The organism is Porphyromonas gulae DSM 15663 (assembly GCF_000378065.1).
In the GTDB taxonomy this organism is placed as follows: Bacteria; Bacteroidota; Bacteroidia; order Bacteroidales; family Porphyromonadaceae; genus Porphyromonas; species Porphyromonas gulae.
The window spans coordinates 1-19,893 of record NZ_KB899160.1 but is presented as its reverse complement, the minus strand read 5'-3'; the positions used below and the strand labels follow the sequence as shown (position 1 = coordinate 19,893).

20 protein-coding genes and 3 pseudogenes are annotated in these 19,893 nt (G+C 51.7%); 6 read left to right on the top strand and 17 right to left on the bottom strand.

Annotated features, from left to right (window positions below):
* Positions 1-6 precede the first annotated feature (6 nt).
* The gene (gene aspS, locus F452_RS0105460) at positions 7-1,770 is read right to left on the bottom strand and encodes an aspartate--tRNA ligase (protein WP_026292226.1); all 1,764 of its coding nucleotides are present in this window, start codon (positions 1,768-1,770) and stop codon (positions 7-9) included.
* A gap of 185 nt (positions 1,771-1,955) precedes the next feature.
* A pseudogene (locus tag F452_RS12310) lies at positions 1,956-2,102 on the bottom strand (hypothetical protein); the annotation flags it as partial.
* 43 nt (positions 2,103-2,145) lie between these two features.
* Here F452_RS12310 and F452_RS12735 point away from each other — a divergent pair.
* Positions 2,146-2,247, top strand: a pseudogene (locus tag F452_RS12735) (hypothetical protein); the annotation flags it as partial.
* Here F452_RS12735 and ribD read toward each other — a convergent pair.
* On the bottom strand, positions 2,201-3,193 hold the full coding sequence (gene ribD / locus F452_RS0105455) for a bifunctional diaminohydroxyphosphoribosylaminopyrimidine deaminase/5-amino-6-(5-phosphoribosylamino)uracil reductase RibD (RefSeq protein ID WP_018965225.1): 993 nt from the start codon (positions 3,191-3,193) through the stop codon (positions 2,201-2,203). The pseudogene F452_RS12735 and the gene ribD overlap by 47 nt on opposite strands.
* A gap of 24 nt (positions 3,194-3,217) precedes the next feature.
* Between ribD and prmC the strand changes: the two genes are divergently transcribed.
* Genes prmC through F452_RS0105440 form a run of 3 tightly spaced genes read left to right on the top strand, consistent with a single transcriptional unit; the run spans position 3,218 to position 5,305 of the window.
* Complete coding sequence (gene prmC, locus F452_RS0105450; RefSeq protein ID WP_018965224.1) at positions 3,218-4,099, top strand: peptide chain release factor N(5)-glutamine methyltransferase; 882 nt, start codon at positions 3,218-3,220, stop codon at positions 4,097-4,099.
* The gene (locus F452_RS0105445) at positions 4,096-4,581 is read left to right on the top strand and encodes a regulatory protein RecX (RefSeq protein ID WP_018965223.1); all 486 of its coding nucleotides are present in this window, start codon (positions 4,096-4,098) and stop codon (positions 4,579-4,581) included. The genes prmC and F452_RS0105445 overlap by 4 nt, the downstream gene beginning before the upstream one ends.
* The gene (locus tag F452_RS0105440) at positions 4,565-5,305 is read left to right on the top strand and encodes a ComF family protein (protein WP_018965222.1); all 741 of its coding nucleotides are present in this window, start codon (positions 4,565-4,567) and stop codon (positions 5,303-5,305) included. Before F452_RS0105445 ends, F452_RS0105440 begins: the two co-directional genes overlap by 17 nt.
* A gap of 118 nt (positions 5,306-5,423) precedes the next feature.
* On the opposite strand, the gene F452_RS0105435 is transcribed toward F452_RS0105440, so the two are convergent.
* From F452_RS0105435 to F452_RS12730, 10 genes are all read right to left on the bottom strand, one after another.
* The gene (locus tag F452_RS0105435; protein ID WP_026292225.1) at positions 5,424-7,493 is read right to left on the bottom strand and encodes a M13 family metallopeptidase; all 2,070 of its coding nucleotides are present in this window, start codon (positions 7,491-7,493) and stop codon (positions 5,424-5,426) included.
* Between the two features lie 18 nt (positions 7,494-7,511).
* Positions 7,512-8,414, bottom strand: coding sequence for a nucleotidyltransferase family protein (locus tag F452_RS0105430; protein WP_026292224.1), 903 nt, complete (start codon positions 8,412-8,414; stop codon positions 7,512-7,514).
* Between the two features lie 181 nt (positions 8,415-8,595).
* Positions 8,596-8,730 carry a hypothetical protein gene (locus tag F452_RS13025; protein WP_021662031.1) on the bottom strand — a complete coding sequence of 45 codons (135 nt, stop codon included), beginning with the start codon at positions 8,728-8,730 and terminating at the stop codon, positions 8,596-8,598.
* A 103-nt stretch (positions 8,731-8,833) separates the two neighbouring features.
* Complete coding sequence (gene sigP / locus F452_RS0105420; RefSeq protein WP_018965218.1) at positions 8,834-9,415, bottom strand: T9SS-regulating ECF sigma factor SigP; 582 nt, start codon at positions 9,413-9,415, stop codon at positions 8,834-8,836.
* 146 nt (positions 9,416-9,561) lie between these two features.
* Positions 9,562-11,211 carry a diphosphate--fructose-6-phosphate 1-phosphotransferase gene (locus F452_RS0105415; RefSeq protein ID WP_026292223.1) on the bottom strand — a complete coding sequence of 550 codons (1,650 nt, stop codon included), beginning with the start codon at positions 11,209-11,211 and terminating at the stop codon, positions 9,562-9,564.
* Between the two features lie 195 nt (positions 11,212-11,406).
* Positions 11,407-11,721, bottom strand: coding sequence for a DUF1905 domain-containing protein (locus F452_RS10740; protein WP_018965216.1), 315 nt, complete (start codon positions 11,719-11,721; stop codon positions 11,407-11,409).
* A complete protein-coding gene (locus tag F452_RS0105405; RefSeq protein ID WP_018965215.1) occupies positions 11,696-12,133 on the bottom strand; it encodes an RNA-binding S4 domain-containing protein in 438 nt (145 codons plus the stop codon). Before F452_RS0105405 ends, F452_RS10740 begins: the two co-directional genes overlap by 26 nt.
* Positions 12,134-12,139: 6 nt before the next feature.
* Positions 12,140-12,697, bottom strand: a complete 558-nt coding sequence (gene pth / locus F452_RS0105400; protein WP_018965214.1) for an aminoacyl-tRNA hydrolase — start codon at positions 12,695-12,697, stop codon at positions 12,140-12,142.
* 142 nt (positions 12,698-12,839) lie between these two features.
* Complete coding sequence (locus F452_RS0105395) at positions 12,840-13,418, bottom strand: 50S ribosomal protein L25/general stress protein Ctc (protein ID WP_018965213.1); 579 nt, start codon at positions 13,416-13,418, stop codon at positions 12,840-12,842.
* A 297-nt stretch (positions 13,419-13,715) separates the two neighbouring features.
* Positions 13,716-13,820 carry a DUF1661 domain-containing protein gene (locus F452_RS12730; RefSeq protein ID WP_230587292.1) on the bottom strand — a complete coding sequence of 35 codons (105 nt, stop codon included), beginning with the start codon at positions 13,818-13,820 and terminating at the stop codon, positions 13,716-13,718.
* On the opposite strand from F452_RS12730, the gene F452_RS12725 reads away from it, so the two are divergent.
* Positions 13,819-13,893 (top strand): hypothetical protein, encoded by a 75-nt coding sequence (locus tag F452_RS12725; RefSeq protein WP_230587293.1) that lies wholly within the window; start codon positions 13,819-13,821, stop codon positions 13,891-13,893. The genes F452_RS12730 and F452_RS12725 overlap by 2 nt on opposite strands.
* Before the next feature lie 162 nt (positions 13,894-14,055).
* Here F452_RS12725 and bioA read toward each other — a convergent pair whose 3' ends face one another.
* From bioA to F452_RS0105365, 4 genes are all read right to left on the bottom strand, one after another.
* A complete protein-coding gene (bioA, locus tag F452_RS0105380; protein ID WP_018965210.1) occupies positions 14,056-15,336 on the bottom strand; it encodes an adenosylmethionine--8-amino-7-oxononanoate transaminase in 1,281 nt (426 codons plus the stop codon).
* The gene (bioB, locus tag F452_RS0105375; RefSeq protein ID WP_018965209.1) at positions 15,326-16,318 is read right to left on the bottom strand and encodes a biotin synthase BioB; all 993 of its coding nucleotides are present in this window, start codon (positions 16,316-16,318) and stop codon (positions 15,326-15,328) included. The genes bioA and bioB overlap by 11 nt, the downstream gene beginning before the upstream one ends.
* A gap of 192 nt (positions 16,319-16,510) precedes the next feature.
* Positions 16,511-18,043 carry a peptide MFS transporter gene (locus F452_RS0105370; protein ID WP_018965208.1) on the bottom strand — a complete coding sequence of 511 codons (1,533 nt, stop codon included), beginning with the start codon at positions 18,041-18,043 and terminating at the stop codon, positions 16,511-16,513.
* Positions 18,044-18,068: 25 nt separating this feature from the next.
* Positions 18,069-19,160, bottom strand: a complete 1,092-nt coding sequence (locus tag F452_RS0105365) for a DUF4831 family protein (protein WP_018965207.1) — start codon at positions 19,158-19,160, stop codon at positions 18,069-18,071.
* A gap of 521 nt (positions 19,161-19,681) precedes the next feature.
* Here F452_RS0105365 and F452_RS12420 point away from each other — a divergent pair.
* Positions 19,682-19,893, top strand: a pseudogene (locus F452_RS12420) (hypothetical protein); the annotation flags it as partial.

Here is a 19,893-nt window from a genome sequence, read left to right as displayed (position 1 = left end):
TCAGGATTAGTTCTCGTTCGGTATCAGTTCCAAAAATAGCTCTTGGAGCTGTGCCTCATCAATGACAGAGGGGGCGTCGATCATGACATCCCGACCGGCATTGTTCTTCGGGAAGGCGATGCAGTCGCGGATGCTGTCCAAACCGGCGAAGAGCGATACCCAGCGGTCTAAGCCGTAGGCCAATCCGCCGTGAGGAGGTGCTCCGTACTTGAAGGCATTCATCAGGAAGCCGAACTGCTCCTGTGCTTTCTCCGGTGTGAAGCCGAGCAACTCGAACATTTTCTGCTGCAGGGCACTGTCGTGAATACGAATGGAACCACCTCCGACTTCGACACCGTTGATCACCATATCGTAGGCATTGGCACGCACGGCACCCGGATCGGTATCGAGCAGAGGGATATCCTCCGGCTTCGGACTGGTGAAGGGGTGGTGCATGGCGTAGAATCGCTTCGTTTCCTCATCCCATTCGAAGAGGGGGAAGTCCACGACCCAGAGGCAGGAGAATTTATTCTTATCGCGCAGGCCGAGCTGAGAACCCACTTCGAGGCGCAGTTCGCACAGCTGCTTGCGCGTCTTCATGATGTCGTCTCCGCTCAGGATCAGAATCAGATCGCCCGGCTCTGCCTCCATCGTTCGGCGAAGCTCTTGGAGCGTCTCCTGTGTGTAGAATTTGTCCACGCTGCTCTTGACGCTGCCGTCCGCTTCCACACGGGCATATACCATCCCTTTGGCTCCCACCTGCGGACGCTTCACGAAGTCCGTCAGTGCATCGAGTTGCTTACGGGTGTAAGAGGCAGCCCCCTTGGCACAGATACCTCCGATATAAGCTGCGGAGTCGAATACGCTGAAGCCGTGGCCTTTCAGCACATCCATCAGCTCTACGAAGAGCATTCCGAAGCGCGTATCGGGCTTGTCCGAGCCGTAGTACTTCATGGCATCGTGCCACGTCATACGGGGGAAAGCCTCCGCAATCTCCACGTGGCGGATGGTACGGAAGAGATGCTTGGCCATACCCTCGAAGGTGGATAGCACATCCTCCTGCTCCACGAAGCTCATCTCGCAGTCGATCTGCGTGAACTCAGGCTGGCGGTCGGCGCGGAGGTCTTCGTCGCGGAAGCACTTCACGATCTGGAAGTAGCGGTCGAAGCCGCTTACCATCAGTAGCTGCTTGAAGGTCTGAGGCGATTGGGGGAGAGCGTAGAACTGGCCGGGATTCATCCGAGAGGGCACGACAAAGTCGCGGGCACCCTCCGGCGTGGACTTGATCAGCATGGGAGTCTCCACTTCGAGGAATCCCTCGCCGTCGAGATACTTCCTCACCTCCAGAGCCATCTGGTGGCGCAGTTCCATATTGGAGCGTACACAGTGCCGGCGCAGGTCGAGGTAGCGATATTTCATGCGGAGGTCATCGCCTCCGTCCGTTTCGTCTTCGATGGTGAAAGGCGGCACTTCGGAGCGGTTCAGCACATCCATTTCTCCGACTGCTATCTCTATATCTCCGGTGGGGATATTCGGATTTTTGCTGGAGCGTTCCATGACGGTGCCCGTGGTGCGGATCACCCACTCACGTCCCAAGTCTTCGGCGCGGTCGCATAGTTCGGCAGGTGCCGAATCACGGTTGAAAACCAACTGCGTAGTACCGTAGCGATCGCGCAGATCTACAAAGGTCATGCCGCCCATGCGGCGCACGCGCTGTACCCAACCGCAGAGGGTAACGGTTTGTTGCAGATGAGAAAGGCGCAACTCGCCACAAGTATTTGTTCTGTACATAATGATAAGGGGTTCTTCTATTTATGATTGATTTTGTGGAACAAAAGTACGAAACAAAGCGGACTTTTCCGCCTAAAACACTCGATGCCGTCTGGGGGTAATACCCTAAAAGCAAAGGCCTTGCAGATTTCCGAAAAGTCCTATGACGAAAGCAGATCTTTGACCCGAATCGGACTTTACAAAGGTTACGTAGAATAAGAGGCACCGTGATCTGACCGCATGTACTCTGCTCCCATCATCCGATAGCTCTCCCTTCGTATAGCAGTTCTCAGACCAAAAATGCATGGGACATCAGTCGAAAAAACGTGGTTCGAGAATTTTTTCGTTTTGGTTCGGGAATGAAAAAAATCTCGCGCGAGAACGAAAAAATTCTCACGCCACTTTTCGGGAAAACACGCGCCGCAATTTTATCGATTGCGGTGCGTAAAATTCAGCGAGAGGGAAGGAGAGGGGCACGAACTCCCTCATTTAAGATAAGGGTGCTGCGTTCGATGCGCACATCGTCGTACAAGCTGCTGTCTATGAAAGACCGGAGTATGCAGGCTCCTCCCTCCACCAACAGCGACTGTATGCCACGAACATGCAGCTCGGCCAGCATCTGCTCCACGGCAGGACGGGAGGGATCGATCCGAACGAAAGAGACGGACGGGGGATAGCCGGAGGGTTGTTCTCTTTCGGTGAAGACCAGTGTAGGTACGCTGCCATCGAAGAGGCTAAGGTGGCGTGGGAGGGCCAGATGACGATCTGTGACCACACGCAGCGGATTTCGGCCGTACCAGTGCCGAACCGTCAGAGAGGGATTGTCCAAAAGAGCGGTACGGAACCCCACCAATATGGCATCGTGCATCATTCGCCTGTGGTGCACAAAGCGTGTGGTCAAGGGAGTACTCAGCCTGACAGGAGGAGTGGAGGCATCGTTGCGCAGGGCATCGATGAATCCATCGCTACTCTCAGCCCACTTGAGCGTGACATAGGGGCGATGCTGCCGTTGGGCTGTGAGGAAATGCCGATTCAGCTCCTCGGCTTCTTCAGCAAGCAATCCGACCTCGACTGAAACACCTCCTTCTCGCAACATCTTGATCCCCCTTCCTGAAACGGAAGGGAAAGGATCGAGCATGGCCACTACTACATGTGGAATGCACTCCCGAAGGATCAGCTCGGCACAGGGAGGTGTTTTGCCATAGTGAGAGCACGGCTCCAAACTGACATAGAGGGTACTCTCTTTCAGCAAAGACCTGTCTCGTACAGAGCGTACGGCCATGACTTCGGCATGGGGCATGCCGGCACAGTGGTGGTAGCCCTCGCCGATGATACGCCCACGAGCCACAAGGACTGCTCCGACAAGCGGATTGGGAGAGGTGAATCCTTCGGCATTCTGTGCCAATTCGATGGCGCGGCGCATATACAGGGGATCGGGAGTCATACCTAATTGCTAATTTTGTTTCTGATGATTACGCTTAACGAAGCCCAACAGCGAATCGAATCGACACTGAACGACCGATACGAAAAGGACGAACTGCGCAGCATCGCGCGCGAGCTGCTGACCGAGGCAACCGGCCTAAGCCGCTCCGCACTTTTGCTTGCAGACAAAGATACGCTTTTATCGACCGAAGTGGCGCAAGCTCTATCCTGCTATCTGGATCGGATGAGGACAGGGATGCCGCTACAGTATGCCGTGGGACATGCGCCTTTCTTCGGGCGTGAATTTGCGGTAAATCCTTCCGTGCTGATCCCTCGTCCGGAAACAGAGGAATTGGTGGAGTTGATCCTGCGAAAGGAGAGGTCTGCGGCGGCTCCGCTTCGTCTGCTCGATGTCGGCACAGGCAGCGGATGTCTGGCCATCACATTGGCGCGAGAACTTCGAGCCGAAGTATGGGCGATGGATGTTTCACCCGATGCTTTAGCCACAGCTCGCGCCAATGTCGGCAAGGGCGACCGGATATTTTTCTTCGAGGGCGATATTCTTTCTCCCGATAATCGTTGGGATATACTCCCTTCCGTGGACATTATCGTCAGCAATCCTCCGTACATCATGCCTGCGGAAAGCACCGGCATGGCGTATCATGTGCTGGGACATGAACCGGCCCTTGCACTCTTTGCGCCCGAGGAGGATCCCCTCCTTTTCTATAAAGCCATTGCCAACCTTTCCGGCAGCGGTAAGCTACGCTCCGATGGACGGCTCTATGTGGAGCTGAATCCGCTACTGGCAGAAGCCACTTGCGAAGTATTTTCGGCCAAAGAGGGGTGGTGTGAAGTCCGATTGCACACGGATCTCTCCGGCAAGAGCCGTTTTCTCTCGGCAAAATATTTACCCGCTGACAAAGCATGAAGACAGAGGAGGAACTACTGAATCGGATGCAAGCTTACTGCGCCCGTACGGAACATTGCAGATCAGAAGTGGTAGCCAAACTGCGACGGGCAGGGACAGACGAGCTAATGATAGAGCGGCTGCTGCAGCGGCTTGTGGAAGATCGGTTCATTGATGAGGATCGTTTTGCCCGTGCTTATGCTCGTGACAAATACCGATTCAATGGCTGGGGCCCCAAGCGCATCGCTTTGGAACTGGCCAAACGGCATATTCCAGATTCGATCATCGGCACGACCTTATCGGATTTGGAGGAGGGTGAAGATAAGATAGAAGACAGCCTGACACGACTCCTGGAGCGCAAACTTCGGAGCATAAAGGACACGGACGATCGCAGTCGTCTGCACCGCTTGGTGCGCTGGGCAGTGGGACGAGGATTCGAATACGAACAGGTGATGAGGGAGGCATCACGCCTCCTCCGCAAAGGGTATGAGGAAGACTGCTAACGGTACGGGCCGGCATATCCGATTGCTGATTCGTAAGGCGTTGGATCTCTTTTTCCCTCGCTATTGTCCGGTATGCTATAGCTTGCTCGCCGAGACGGAGATTGGGGTCTGTCCTCGTTGCATGGTGAGAATGCCGCGGTATATCGAAGGAATACAATACGGATTGGATCGTCTGAATGGAGATGTCTATATCGACGCGCTGTACAGCCTTTTTATTTTCAAAGAGGACGGGGGTGTAAGGCCTATGATACACGCACTAAAATATGGAGGATACAGTGAAATCGGCGAAATGCTCGGACGAATGGCCGGCCGATCCTATCCTTCCCTGTCCAAGGATTACGATCTGATAGTACCGGTTCCTTTACACCCACGCAAACAACGTAAGCGCGGCTACAATCAGGCACTCCTCATCGCACAAGGATTAAGTCGCGTAACGGGAATACCTATTCAAGAAGGTTTGCGCAGAAAGGTATATACGGACAGTCAGACCGGACAGTCCTATTCGGAACGAAAGTCAGCCATGAAAGGAAAGTTTGCCCTCTCCCCGAATACGCGCGTGGCAGGTATCCGTATTCTTTTGGTGGATGATGTGCTGACTACCGGAGCTACGGTACAGGCTGCGGCCGAACCATTGGCAGAGGCTTTTGCTGCCAAGATCGGCGTGCTGGTGGCAGCTGTCACCAAACGTCCGTCAAATTGGTCTCATTATTCTGATGAGCGATAGAAAGAACTTATAAAGCTTCTTCCTTTCGATTGATTTCCCCCTCTAACGAGAGAGGCTGCGCCCCAAGGAATAATCCTCGGAACGCAGCCTCTTTTTCATATGGGAGTTGTTGGTGAGCTTACCAAACGACTACACGCTTTTCAGGCTCCAAATACATCTTATCGCTGGGCTGTATATTGAAAGCTTCGTAGAAAGCATCGATATTGCGCAGTGCTTGATTGACGCGTAGCTCGCCCAAGCTGTGCACATCGATCTGTGTGAGGCGGAGAACCTCTTCTGGACGAATATTTTGTCCCCATAGACGGGCATAACCGATAAAGAAACGCTGATCGGGAGTGAATCCGTCGATTTCTTCCATTACCTCGCCCTTGGCCGCATTGCGGAAAGCCAGATAAGAGACGAGGAGACCACCCTGATCTGCGATATTCTCTCCGAGCGTCATGTTACCATTGGCACGAACACCATCGGCTACATAGATCTCGCTGAACTGATCGGCCAGCTTTCCGGCTGTGGCCTCGAACTTCTGAGCATCTTCAGCAGTCCACCAGTTGATCATATTGCCGTCTTTGTCGAAGTTGCGTCCTTGATCGTCGAATCCATGCGTCATCTCGTGTCCGATCACTACGCCGATACCGCCATAATTGACAGCATCGTCTGCATCCATGTTGAAGAAAGGTGGTTGGAGGATAGCTGCAGGGAAACAAATTTCGTTCGTGGTCGGATTGTAGTAGGCATTGACATCCTGCGGATTCATCAGCCAACGCTCGCGATCTACGGGCTTACCGAGGTCAGCCATATTGTCGTCATGCATCCATTTGGTGGCGCGCTTGATGTCGGCATAGTAACTGTCGCCCTTGATTTCCATCTTGGAATAGTCTTTCCACTTGTCGGGATAACCGATCTTGACGATGAAGGAATTGAGCTTTTCCTGAGCTTTCATCTTCGTGGAGTCGCCCATCCATGTGAGCATATTGATACGTTCTCCAAGAGCCGTCTGCAAGTTCTTAACGAGTTTGAGCATACGTTCTTTTGCTTCGGGCGGGAAGTATTGCTTTACATAGACTTCGCCCAGTGCTTCGCCGAGAAGGCCGCTTACCATACCTACGGAACGTTTCCAGCGAGGATGCATTTCGGTGGTTCCACTCAGCGTCTTGCCGAAAAAGTCGAAACGGGCTTGCTCGAAGTCATCGCTCAGATAGTTTGCTGCACCACTGATCGTGCCGGCGAGGAGATAGTCCTTCATTTCATTCAGATCGGCTTTGGCAAACCAAGAGTCGAACTTCTTGAAGAAATCGAGTTGCTCCACATCCCACTCTTCAAGGGAGGCGAGCTGACGATCGGCGAGGTAAGTGGTCCAATCGAAGCCTTGGTACTTATCCGTAAACTCCTTCACCGCCATCTTATTGTAGTTACGATGGGTATCGCGTAGTTCTTCTTTGCTGTAGCAGATTTGTGCCAGTTCGGTTTCCATCTTCATGGCATTCTCTGCAATACGAGTAGCGGCCTCTTCATCGTAGCCGGCCAGCTTGGCAATCTTGTTCAGATATGCTACATACGCCTCACGTATTTGCTGAGACTTGGCATCCTGCTTGAGATAGTAGTCGCGATTGTCAAGAGCCAAGCCGGTCTGGGTGATATGGAAGATATTCATCTCGCTATTCTTGGCATCGGCATACACATACGATCCGAAGAACGTGCCTCCACCCATATTGTCCTTAGCGGCGGCGTACTTCACCATAGCAGCCCTGTCTGCGATAGCTTCGATCTTCTGAAGATCTTCCTTCAGAGGAGCAGCTCCGTCTTTATTACGCTTGACGCTATCCATAGCTTGGCGGTAGAGCGTAGCTATACGATATTCGTTAGTGCCCACTTCGTACTGTCCTGCTGCGAGGTTGTCCACAATCAGGTGTACACGCTCGAGGGTGCTGTCGCGCAGGATGTCGAATGAGCCATAGCGACTGTAAGCTGGTTTGAGCGGATTGTTCTTCATCCAATTGCCGTTGCAGTAGCGATAAAAGTCGTCCTGCGGGCGTATGGATGTATCCATGGCACTGAGGTCGATGGCCGGTACCGGCTCACGCTTCCTGTCAGTACCGTTAGTCTGACCCTTATTGCCATTGCAGCCGGTCAGCACCAATGCGCCGATCATTGCCGGCGTAAGGCAAAGAAACTTGATTGTTCTGTTCATTGTTTGTGATATTTGGCGTTAAAACAATTTCGTTGGGTATTCTCCGGCTTCTGTCAGCTCCCGTAGCTTGGCTACGACATTGGGGCGATCAGCCGAATAAGTGACACCGAACCATTGAGCGGTCGTATCGAGGACTTCGACCGAAGCTCGACCGGTGCTAATAAGATCGTTCACAACATAAGGGATGAAGAACTCGCTCTTCAGCTCCTGTCCATGAGCGTTCAGGAAGTTGATGAACAGTTCTTCCGAATAGTCGAAGTAGTCAGGAGTAAATCCCCACATATTCATCGAAACGGGTGCATCCTCTGCCAGCGTACAGATCTTTCCAGTCTCATCTCGGAATGAGATAGTACCGTCTATGCGCTCGATACCGGTACGCTCCACCACACCGGTGAGCAAATGTTTTTCGTCTACCTGGCATACTCCACGCGAAACGCCGCCGCTTTCGCTCAGGGTATTACCAACACGGTAGCCGACCATGCAGTATTCGCCTTGCTTACCCTCCAGCGTCATGAGCTTACGAGCCAAAACTTCGAAGCCGTTGCATCCATAGAAATCGTCCGCATTGATGACGGCAAAAGGTTCGCGAATCGCATCTCGTCCCATCAGAACGGCGTGATTCGTTCCCCATGGTTTCTCGCGCCCTTCCGGACAAGAGAATCCTTCCGGCAAGCGATCCAATTCCTGAAAAACCAGTTCGACAGGGATACGACCTTCGTATTTGGTCAGAATTTTTTCGCGAAATTCTTTTTCGAACGAATGACGGATGACAAAGACCAGCCGACCGAATCCGGCACGAATAGCATCATATACGGAATAATCCATGATCGTATCGCCACCGGGGCCTATGCCGTCCAGTTGCTTGAGACTACCATAGCGGCTGCCCATACCCGCAGCCAAGACAAAAAGTGTGGGTTTCATCGGTTTCTAAAAACTCTTTTTTATATGTAATGCTGCAAAGTTACGATTATCCACAAAGGGAGCAGCCGAAACTGTACAGGTTTTCATACCTCTGTACAGCTTCGGCTGCTATATCTTTTCAGTAGGGGATGCTCCGAAACGCTATTCCTTATTACTTGTACGGAAAAGGAAACAACTGCTATCACGAGCAACGTGAACGGGCCATAAGTTTGAGCTTGTCAAGGATTTGTTTGTGTCTGAGGCTGCATCGCTCTTCTGCCGCATCGAAAACGATTTGCAGCTTCTTGCGATCAAGAATACGGTAGATGTCTGTCATAAGCATACTCGCCAAAAGAGTTAAGGATGAAAGGAGTCGTTCTCCTTCTTTCCATCCTTTTAGAGAACGCTTACGACTGCTTTATTATTGTATGGGATATCGACTAAGCCGACATGCCCATCATTTTGCGCAAATTGATCAGCGCATACCGCATTCGCCCGAGTGCCGTATTGATGCTTACTCCGGTAGCATCTGCAATCTCTCGGAAGCTCATGTCCTCCCAGTAGCGCATTCTCACTACTTCCTGCTGCACTTCGGGCAGGACGCTCAGGTACTGCTCCAACTCTTCGATGGTAGCCAGTTCTATCAGTTGTTCTTCCGCCGTCAGATTGCTGTCCGCCACCTTTTCGACAGGAGCGGCGGCGTCATCATCGAAAGACTGCAATCTGGCTCCTTCCCCTCTGACTCGGCGATAGTGATCCATCACGAGGTTATGCGTAAGGCGTAGCAGCCAAGCTTTGAACTTGCCGGTGGGGATATATTGTCCGCGACGAAGCGTATGGATCACTTTGATAAAAGTGTCCTGAAAGATATCCTCCGCCAAATCGGCGTCGTTCACGGAAAAACGGATGTAAGTATGGACTACAGCATCATACCGGGACAGTATGACATCGAAAGCCTCATCGCATCCTTCTGTATAAAGGCCGACCAATTCATCATCGGTCAGCTTGTGGAAACTACTCATAGGAGAATCCTCTTTATTTATTGTTCAGAAGGTAGAGATGCGTCGATAGGCTATTCTTTTAGATGAGACTTATTGCAAAGAAAAACATTTTTTTCAACAACACAAACAGAGACAAGCACTTATTTGGCGGAATAATGTACGTGCCGTCAGCGGCCGTTCTTTTCCAAGCGGAGCGTCATGGTAGGGCTGTCGCACACATGCTCCGGTCCGAAGAACTGTATCGGGCCGGGGTAAACATACTCGGTGCTCAACGCCCATTCGCGACGCATCTCGCGCAATGCTCGGTACGGTTCGCCGTCCATATCCACCAGCGCTTTTCGAATCACGGGCTTCATCTTCCCGCTCCTACGCTCAATATTCATCATCATCGTCATGGGAACACCACCGGCCTCCCACTCGGCAACAGGATCTGCCGTATTCTTAATGGCAGCCATGTAGCCCGTCTTTCCCGTTGCGATCAGGATAGAAGCTGCACGTCCGAGGCAGTAGCAGTAGTTGGCATCGAAGTTGGAAGGCATGGCACAGCGTCCTTCGTAGCCGAAGAAGTGCGTGAGGGTGCTGAAGCGTCCCTGGAATCGTCCTTCTTCCGCCCATTCGGCCAGCTTCTGAGCCGTCATATCCGCCAAGAGCTTCTCGGTGGCGATGAGCGACACCTGTACATTGCCGTGAGGATCGCGGTCGGCAATCAACTGCCGAGCCACATCCGCCGGCAAGCTGTCGTACAGGCGGGAATTTTCGGGACTGAGTTTGTTTTTGATATACTGTCTCTGCGCCGAACGTTTGATGAGCTTGAATTCGGCATCATTTTGGGAAAGAAACTCATTCAGCTCCTTGATCAACCTCTTCATGGCCGGCAGGAATTCGATCAATCCCTCCGGGATCAGTACCGTCCCGAAGTTCATTCCTGCCTCTGAGCGACGCACCACGGTCTCGGCGATATAGGTCACCACATCGTCCAGATAGTAATTGTTGGCCTCCACCTCTTCGGATACGATACAGATATTGGGGTGGGTCTGGAGGGCGCACTCCAGTGTAATATGAGATGCCGAACGCCCCATCAGTTTGATGAAATGCCAGTACTTCCGAGCCGAATTGCAATCGCGCTGGATATTACCGATCAGTTCGCTATAGACTTTGGCAGCCGTGTCGAAGCCGAAAGAGGTTTCTATCTGTTTGTTTTTCAAGTCGCCGTCGATCGTCTTCGGACAGCCGATCACTTGTATTCCGGCATCGATCGAAGCATAGTATTCGGCCAGGATACAGGCGTTGGTGTTGGAGTCGTCGCCACCGATGATGATCAATGCCTTGATGTCCAGCTCTCGCAATATCTCCAGTCCGGCTTCGAACTGTTCGGGCTTGTCCAGCTTGGTGCGTCCGGAGCCGATCATGTCGAAGCCCCCCGTATTGCGGTATTCATCTATTACCTCAGCAGTCAGTTCGCGATACTTATGCTCTATCAGACCATCCGGCCCCATAAGAAATCCGAAGAGCCGGCTGTCGGGGTTGAGCAACTTCATCTCATCGAACAGGCCGGCTATCACATTGTGTCCGCCCGGTGCCTGCCCGCCCGAGAGGATAACCCCCACATTCGTAGGAGGATACTCCGTCCGCTCTCCTCCGGATGCGAAAGAAATAAGCGGCAAGCCGTATGTATGGGGGAAAATAGCAGCAATCTCTTCTTTGTCCGAAACCGCCTCCGTAGCTTCTCCTTCTATTATCTTCACTGCGCCTTGCAGAGACGCAGGCATTTTAGGCCGGTAGGACATCCGCGCCAGGTGTAGTGCACTCTTTGCCATAATAATAAGCTGAACTTAATGTGACCGTATCTCCGGCGAATAGCATCTACACACAACGGAGACAAAACAAACTTAATCATTTATTTCCGCCTTGCAGTCGAAAGAGGATCCGTATCCATCCATCGTGCAAGGACTATTCTTCACTTCTGCCGACTCCCACAGACAAGCTATCCGCAGGAAGCGATAGCAATCATTTCAGACAGGTAGGAGGGTAACACGCACGCTATCCCCCGGCTGCTTGCCTATGGCTCGCCTAATATCCTGCCGCAGACCGAGTATGTGACAGGGCAAGCCCATACGAACGATAGACCCCGTATAGGGATAACCGTCGAAAGTAGCCTTAACCCTCACACGCCCTTTGCCATATACTGCTTTGACGTCGAATGGAATCTCTACGTATGCGGCATCCATATCGGCCACCTTTCGGATGACGGCCTCGAATTCGATCGGAGAGTGCGTGCCGTTATCCTCAGAAAAGGGGGCCTCAGTCTTCGGAAAAATCTTCTTCATCCCAATCGAACGACTCGAATGAATACTGCTGATGCGGCATCTCTTCGCTAAACTGCTCCAGCTCTCGCCTATCCTTTTTGGTGGGACGCCCGGTACCTTTGGCCCTATCCACGAAGCCCGAAATGCGCTGCATCTCGAGTATCTCGTACTCTTCGGGAGGAGTGATATTCTCCAGAAAGTCCTTCACCAGCTTGGCACCCATCCGATTCTGAGCCAAAGCCAGAATGCGAAAGGAGTAGGTCACCGGAGGTTTCCTTACCTGAATGACGTCGCCTACACGTACCATGCGCGAAGGCTTGGCTTGCAGTCCGTTCACCGTCACGCGGCTCTTCTTGCAGGCATCCGTGGCTATCGTTCGTGTCTTGAAGATACGTGTAGCCCACATCCAACGGTCTATCCTTACCTCTTCCATCTCTCTTTAGTTGTACTGGTTCATCGTCCTTTGGATGCCGGCCAAGCAAAAGCTCTTGATGATCTCCACGGCATGCTTGGTCAGCTCCGGCAGCTTCTCCTCTTCTTCGGGGGTAAAACGGCTGAGGACGAAGTCCACCTGCCTTCCTTTGGCGAACTCATCGCCCAAGCCGAAACGCAGACGGGCATAATCGACCGATCCCATCACCTCGGCAATGTTCTTCAGCCCGTTATGCCCCGCATCGCTTCCTTTGGGTTTCAGCCGCAAAGTACCGAAAGGCAAAGCCAAATCGTCCACAAGGACGAGCACCTGTTCGCGAGGGATATTCTCCTGTTGCATCCAGTAGCGAACGGCATTGCCACTCAGATTCATATATGTATTCGGTTTCAGCAGGATCAGCTCCGCATTCTTCACACGCATACGGGCTATCGCTCCGTAACGAGCTTCCACGAACTGCACGCCGCCGTCTTCGGCCAGAGCATTCACCATCCGGAAGCCCACGTTATGTCGCGTACCGTTGTACTCTCCACCGATATTGCCAAGACCGACGATCAGGTATTTCATATGCTATGAGTAAGATAGGACTCTCGAATACGGAAGAGCCGCCTCCGTAGCCCCGCGTCAGGGGTATCAGGGGGCGGCTCTCCTTCATTATGAGAAAGCCGGAACTTCGATCGAAGCTCCGTCTTGCTTCTGTACGTTTTTTTTACTGTTTCTTCACGGCTGCACCACGGGCTGCACGAGTCAGCTTCACGGCACATACCACGGCGTTCTTTGCATTCATCAGGGTCAGACCTTCGAAGTGGAGTTCGCCCACCTGTATCGTCTTGCCGAGCTGCAAGTTGGAAACGTCGATATTCAGCTTCTCGGGGATCTCGCTGTAGAGAGCTTTCACCTTGAGCTTACGCATTTCCAAGCTCAACTTACCCCCTGCCTTCACACCTTCGGCGTGTCCGGTAAGGACTACAGGTACTTCCATTACTACGGGCTTTTCGTCCGTTACTTGCAGGAAGTCGATGTGGATGATACGGTCTGTCACCGGATGGAATTGTATTTCCTTCAGGATAGCCTTGTATGAGCCACTGCCTTCCACGGTCAGCTCCACGAGGAAGATCTCAGGTGAGTAGATCAGATTGCGCACGGCATCCTGCGATACGATAAGGTTTACGCCTTCTCCTTTTCCGCCATAGAGAACGGCAGGTATCTGATCTTCTTTGCGAATGGCCTTGGCAGCCTTCTTTCCGAATTCGGCACGAGGAGTACCGGTCAGTTGAAATGTTTTCATTTTCTTTTCTTGTTTGTGTTACTCAAAATTAGTCTTGTCCTAATTTCCCATCACACCTGCCGCCTGAAGCCGGAGGCCATGAGTCATCAAAAACGCTGCAAAGATAGGAAAAATAAAGAACCCGCGTATAAACCTTACAAATCCGGAAACAACGAGTAATACTCTTGGAGACAATCAAATGGCCCCCCCTTTTGAAGGACATGGCACAGGCCGATCTGCCTTTGGGAGACTGTGTCGTTTCGGAGGAAATTGTCTGAGAGTTTTTCAATGGCGGCAGGTTCCTGCCGGTTCGGTCGTTTACGCCCGGGAATTTTCGCGTTTGTGACGTCTAAAAACATGGCGCGTAAACTTTTTAGCTCCGGCGCGGGAAGTAAAAAATTTACGCGCCGGAACGAAAAAAATCTCGAGCCATTTTTCCGGAAAACTCAGACCGCAATCGGCAGATTTTTGGGACGTATGGGCAAGGTTGCGATAATTCGAACGCTCGTCAAGCGGGATGGCCGAAAGAAAGGTCGGCAGGTGCTAATCCACATGCGGTGAGCAAATGGCAAACTCGTACGGGAGTATTGGCATATTCGCCGACTCCCCCCCTTCGAATCAGGCACAAATCGTGGGGTTATCGGACAAATGAAATGGATCAATCCTGACTGAGTACGCGGAGAAGTCCGTGCGTGAGGGTGCGAAGATCTTCCGGCGATATGATGAAGGGTGGCTCCAGATAGCAGAGACGGCCGAAGGGGCGCACCCAGATTCCCTCTCGGACGAATCGCTGCTGTAGCGTGGCCATATCCACGGGCTGCTTCATCTCCACTACGCCGATGGCTCCGAGCACCCGTACTTCGGCCACGCTATCGAACGAAATGGCCGGTGACAACTCTTCGCGCAGCTGTGCTTCGATGGTCTTGACTCGTTCCTGCCAAGGGCTTTCGAGCAGCAGGCGGATGCTTTCGGTCGCTACGGCACAGGCCAGCGGATTGCCCATGAACGTGGGGCCGTGCATGAAACAGCCGGCTTCGCCCGAACATATCGTCCGAGCTATCGCTTCGGTCGTGATCGTAGCAGAGAGAGTCATATAGCCGCCGGTCAATGACTTGCCGAGGCAGAGAATGTCCGGTACCGTGGCAGCATGCCGGAGAGCAAACAGTTCGCCCGTGCGGCCGAATCCGGTAGCTATCTCATCGAATATCAGCAACACGCCGGCTTCGGAGCAGAGTCTGCGAGCTTCGACGAGATACCGGGGATGGTAGAAATACATACCGCCGGCTCCCTGCACGATGGGTTCGAGGATGAGGGCTGCCAGCTCCGCTCCCTTTTCGGAGAGGAGGTCTCGGAGCGGCTCCATATCCGCCGGTAGCCATTCGCCACCGAAGCGGCTCTTCGGCTGTGGCAGGAAATACTGTACGGGCAAGGCTCCCGAGAAAATGCCGTGCATACCGGTGACGGGATCGCATACGCTCATGGCGTGCCACGTATCGCCGTGGTAGCCCGAGCGGATCGTGGCGAATCGGGTACCCCTGCTCTGTCCGCAGGCTTGCTGATATTGGAGAGCCATTTTCATGGCTACCTCCACAGCTACGGAACCGCTGTCGGCATAGAAGATTTTATTCAGCTCGGACGGCAGGATACTCAGAAGTAGTTCGGCCAATTCTACAGCCGGGCGATGGGTGAAACCGCCGAACATGATATGGCTCATCTCCCGAAGTTGCCGTTCTACGGCGGCATTCAGCCGCGGATGATTATAGCCGTGTATGGCCGCCCACCACGAACTCATGCCGTCGATCAGTTCGCGGCCGTCTTCCAGATAGATGCGTACTCCCTCGGCTCGCTTCACGGGGAATACGGGCAATGGATCTATGATCGATGTATAGGGATGCCAAAGGTGGTTGCGATCCAATTGCAGCATTTCGTCAATGGTCATAGCTTACCTCCCAGTCTGTATCGTTAGTCACTTGAAATCCGCATTCCTCAGCGAGCTGCATATCCTCAGCGGCTTTGCTTCCCGTTGTGGTGAGGAGGTCGCCCGTAATGGCTGCGTTGATACCTATATATATAGCCTTGCGCTGAACGGCAGGGCTTAGTTGTGCCCGTCCTCCCGAAAAACGAAGAAAAGCTCGAGGATTGATCAGCCGGAACAGAGCCACCGTCGTCAGGTACTCCTCTTCGGTCAGAGGCGGAGTTCTCTCCAGCGGAGTGCCGGGGATCGGTTGCAGGATATTGATCGGGATGGAGTAGACATCGATGCTGCGCAGGAAGAAAGCAAATTCGATCCGCTGCTCCATCGTCTCCCCCATGCCGATGATTCCGCCACTGCATACGCGCATTCCCACACGGCGTGCCGCTCGGATGGTGGCGAGCTTTTCGTCCTGCGTGTGAGTGCTGCACAGGGAGGGGAAGAAACTCGGAGCCGTCTCCATATTGCAGTGGTAGGTGGTCACCCCGTTGTCGAATAATATCTGTAGTTTCTCTTCGGAGAGCAGCCCTAAGGAGGCGCAGCATTTGATATCCGTTCGTTGCTTGATGGCACGATAGCTTTCGGCCATCTGCCTTATCTCGTTCATAGACGCAGTGCGTCCGCTGGCCACAAGGGAAAAGCGTCCGATGCCTTGCCGCCTGTTGTAAGCGGCCTGTTCGGCGCAAACCGTAGCAGTAAGAAGTCCGTATCTCTCTATCGAAGTGGCATAATGGCGGCTCTGAGCACACCATTTACAGTCTTCGGGGCAGTTGCCACTCTTGGCATTGATGATGGAGCAGGTGTCGAACTTATCGCCCATGAAATGTCGGGTGATCCGATGTGCAGTCTCGTAGAGAGCTTCCTTATCGGCAGAGGATGCCAGCAGGAGGGCTTCCTCAAAAGTTAGTTCGCCACCGTTTATCAGTCTGTTTTCGATCGTCTGAATCATATGTGGAAGCGGAGCAGATCCTTTCCGGTCTGCATCCGCGACAAAAGTAGAAAGAAGCTCCGGCAATAGAAACTAATCGCCCCACAGCCACGATGCTATTACCGATCAAGTAGAAAACAATAGAATATAAAAGAGGCTGCCTCATCGAGATGAGACAGCCTCCTGAAGTGTCAGTCTTTAACAGACCCTATATTACTTCGCTACTCGCTCCAGCCACTTAACCATGGCCAACATCGTGAACATGGAAATGAGACATGCTACCACGAATACAGCCCAAGTAGCCCAGATAGGAATGTTCTCATACATAATCGTACCGATAATGAGAAGCTGATTGCCCAAAGCGGTAGCTCCCAACCAGCAGCCCTGCATCACAGCTTGAAGGTGAGGAGGTGCTACTTTTGACACGAATGACAATCCGAGAGGACTGATGAACAATTCTGCAATGGTAAGGATCAAATAAGTTCCGATCAGCAAGAAAGGTGTAACGCGCTGTGCGTTCGTAAGTCCGCCTAAAGCCTCACGCTCGGCAGAAGTAGGCAGACCTACTGAACCGATGGACATAATCACAAAAGCCAATGCAGCGATTCCCATACCGATAGCAATTTTCTTCGGAGTAGAAGGTTCGATACCTTTAGAGCGTAGCCATCCGAAAATACCGATGATGATAGGCGTCAGGAATACAACGAAGAACGGATTGAATGACTGGAAGATTTCGGCACCTTTGATTCGAGTGAATCCCAAATTGATGTCGATCATACTCAAATCCGTGTAGTCATTTGCAAAGAATGTAAGCGTAACACCATTCTGATGGAATGAGAACCAGAAGAAGATAACTACTGCGAATACAGCAAAGAGAGCATAGATCCGCTGACGTATTTCCGTGCTGCTCATTTGGATTTCCGCTTTGGCTTCTGCCGTAGCTGCTGCTTTCTTGCTGGGGTCGGGAAGTTTCTTCTTATTGGCAATGTAAATTGCAATAGAGATAAACATTGCAACGATTGCTGCAGCAAACGCATAATGGAATCCGGTGTTGAAGATATTGAGATATTCGTTTGCAAAGGCAGAGAAGTCCGTTACAGTTCCACCACTTACCTCTCCTGCAATGCGTTTGAATGTCTCCATCGCTTCGGGAGTAATGGTACCATTGATGAGCTTATGACAAAGGGCAGGTAGGTCCGGGTCATATTCGAATCCATGACTTTGAACCCAACCATTACGGATACCTGTTGCAATCATCGGAGCAAAAAGGGCTCCAACATTGATGAACATATAGAAGATTTGGAATCCGGTATCACGCTTGTCGGAATAACGAGGGTCATCATACATCTGCCCTACCACAGCCTGCAGATTGCCCTTGAATAGGCCATTACCAAAGGCTATAACAAACAAGCCAATACAGGTAAGCGTCAGATAAAGCGCAAAATTAGGCACCGGTGTAGGTGTAGGGATAGCGATCATCGCGTAGCCGAGAGTCATGAGCATAAGACCGGCAAAGATGGTTCCCTTGTACTTCTTCGTTTTGTCAGCAATGTACCCTCCGGCCAAGGCCAAAAGATAAATCAGCGCATAAAAAGTAGCATAGATAGTGGTGGCTTCTGTTTTTTCGAGACCGAATTTGCTCACAAGGAAGAGAGCCAGAATTGCCATCATGATGTAGAAACCGAAGCGTTCGCCCATATTAGAGAGGGCTGCCCCGATCAGTCCTTTAGGGTGATTCTTTAGCATAAGAAATCGTTTTAATGGTTGATTATTATTTGTTTTCGTTGATTTGACGGATGGCTCCCGTATTTTCATCGAATACGACGCGGATAGCCGGACCCTTGTCGCGGAACATTTTGGGAGCTAAGGCCTGTCTACGGCCAAATTGTGTGATAGGAAGTTCTTCTTCGAAGAGCACTTTGCGGTTGTGTTCCAATGTAATGCGAGCCGCTCCGGGCAGATTGTAAACGATACCCTTGAGACTCTTTTCATACTTGGCCGCCTCTTTTTCGTCCATTTCCGGAGCCTTGTCCGTGATGCGAAGACTGAAGCTAACCGGTTCTCCCGAAAGATCGTCCGAATCGACTACCCCTCTAAGTGGAGAGAATCGAAAAAGGATTTGTCCTTTTATATTGTTTTTGGGTTCAATAGTCCATGATCGTTCTTCCCATGCAATCTCTTCCTTTCCGTAGAATAATTCCAGCAGAGCAGCTTCCTGTGCTTTCAGCTCTTGTGTCATCAGCTGCAAAGCTGCTCCATCCTTGGGCATATTCTCAGCCTGACCGGTCAGCAAATCCATCAGGCTCTCACGTATGCGGAATACTTGGGCGGCGGCGATCTCCGCTTGCTTTCCTTTCGTGCCTGCCACGGTATATTCCTGAGGCAAAGCAGGACGTTTTTCTATGTCGGGCTGTATTATCGGCAAGCGGAAGAGAGTGTCCGGACATGGCGACGGCAAGTCTTGCCTGTCGGCATTGATACCGACTATGACACCTCTTTTGTTGAGGGTTACGAAGTCTGCCACCGTACCGGCACGGAACTCTACTATATACTCATGATCGAAATCGGGTACCCCCACGGATCGGGCTATCACTCTACCCAGACGGTAATGGATGGTCGGTTCTCCGCCGGCCTCCTGTCCGAAGTACCTTTGGGCATAGAGATGGAGCGGTCCGGGCTTGTGGATAGTACGTTCTAATTGTGCCCGTACGACGATGCGAGTCTGTGGGAGGGCATAGACAATCCCTTCTCCATTGTAGCGAACAGGCTCATAGGAAGCAACGTTGGTTTGTGCCGAAACGACTCCTGTGCAAAGGAGCAAAGCAGGCAACAGTAGCTTGAAGAAAAAAGTCTGTGCGGACATTCTCAAAAAACTTAGATTGCAAAGCTACACTATTTTTGCCGAATCTTAAACACCTTTTCACCCTTCACATATCACCAAACAGATAGACCCACGGATAAAATGGGCGGGCCGTTGCTCTTGGCAATGGAATGTACAGATTACGATTCCCTCGGGTTTCGACTTTATGCTATATTTGCCGGCCGATAGAGGTTGCTATGGGAAGCTTAATGTTGCGACCGAACGCTCTTTCGAACGAATAGAATTACTTTTCAATAAACGACTAAACGATAATAAATCATGAGTACTGAAATTACCTCCCACACGAGATCCTTCCGGTCGGCATTGTCGCCCCGACAGATACATTCGACATCCCGGCATTTGAATAAAGGGGAGGTTGTCCCAGACAAATAAAAAGGAACAGATCCTCCATAAAATATTCACAAATAAAGAGGCATGCGCCGAGTTCACTGTAGAACTCGGCGCATGCCTCTTTATTTACAGCCCTCGATAAGGACCTTTTGAGCTATCCGATTTATATACAAATGGCATTCAATCTATATATCAATCGAAAACGATTTATATATAAATCAGAAACAATCTATATACAAATCGAAAACGGTTTATATATAAATCACGAATCGACCTCCTACAAAGCGAATTGCAAGTCCCAAAAGGTCGCTTTCTTTTCTCTTTCACCTCAAAATCCACTTCCTTTCGGATGCTTATTTGGAATGATTCCAAACTCAGCTTCGTT

Excerpts from the sequence above, each read along its gene's own strand:
- aspS (WP_026292226.1), bottom strand. The coding sequence starts at position 1,770 with ATGTACAGAACAAATACTTGTGGCGAGTTGCGCCTTTCTCATCTGCAA.
- ribD (WP_018965225.1), bottom strand. The coding sequence starts at position 3,193 with ATGACTCCCGATCCCCTGTATATGCGCCGCGCCATCGAATTGGCACAG.
- prmC (WP_018965224.1), top strand. The coding sequence starts at position 3,218 with ATGATTACGCTTAACGAAGCCCAACAGCGAATCGAATCGACACTGAAC.
- F452_RS0105445 (WP_018965223.1), top strand. The coding sequence starts at position 4,096 with ATGAAGACAGAGGAGGAACTACTGAATCGGATGCAAGCTTACTGCGCC.
- F452_RS0105440 (WP_018965222.1), top strand. The coding sequence starts at position 4,565 with ATGAGGAAGACTGCTAACGGTACGGGCCGGCATATCCGATTGCTGATT.
- F452_RS0105435 (WP_026292225.1), bottom strand. The coding sequence starts at position 7,493 with ATGAACAGAACAATCAAGTTTCTTTGCCTTACGCCGGCAATGATCGGC.
- F452_RS0105430 (WP_026292224.1), bottom strand. The coding sequence starts at position 8,414 with ATGAAACCCACACTTTTTGTCTTGGCTGCGGGTATGGGCAGCCGCTAT.
- F452_RS13025 (WP_021662031.1), bottom strand. The coding sequence starts at position 8,730 with ATGACAGACATCTACCGTATTCTTGATCGCAAGAAGCTGCAAATCGTT.
- sigP (WP_018965218.1), bottom strand. The coding sequence starts at position 9,415 with ATGAGTAGTTTCCACAAGCTGACCGATGATGAATTGGTCGGCCTTTAT.
- F452_RS0105415 (WP_026292223.1), bottom strand. The coding sequence starts at position 11,211 with ATGGCAAAGAGTGCACTACACCTGGCGCGGATGTCCTACCGGCCTAAA.
- F452_RS10740 (WP_018965216.1), bottom strand. The coding sequence starts at position 11,721 with ATGAAGAAGATTTTTCCGAAGACTGAGGCCCCCTTTTCTGAGGATAAC.
- F452_RS0105405 (WP_018965215.1), bottom strand. The coding sequence starts at position 12,133 with ATGGAAGAGGTAAGGATAGACCGTTGGATGTGGGCTACACGTATCTTC.
- pth (WP_018965214.1), bottom strand. The coding sequence starts at position 12,697 with ATGAAATACCTGATCGTCGGTCTTGGCAATATCGGTGGAGAGTACAAC.
- F452_RS0105395 (WP_018965213.1), bottom strand. The coding sequence starts at position 13,418 with ATGAAAACATTTCAACTGACCGGTACTCCTCGTGCCGAATTCGGAAAG.
- bioA (WP_018965210.1), bottom strand. The coding sequence starts at position 15,336 with ATGACCATTGACGAAATGCTGCAATTGGATCGCAACCACCTTTGGCAT.
- bioB (WP_018965209.1), bottom strand. The coding sequence starts at position 16,318 with ATGATTCAGACGATCGAAAACAGACTGATAAACGGTGGCGAACTAACT.
- F452_RS0105370 (WP_018965208.1), bottom strand. The coding sequence starts at position 18,043 with ATGCTAAAGAATCACCCTAAAGGACTGATCGGGGCAGCCCTCTCTAAT.
- F452_RS0105365 (WP_018965207.1), bottom strand. The coding sequence starts at position 19,160 with ATGTCCGCACAGACTTTTTTCTTCAAGCTACTGTTGCCTGCTTTGCTC.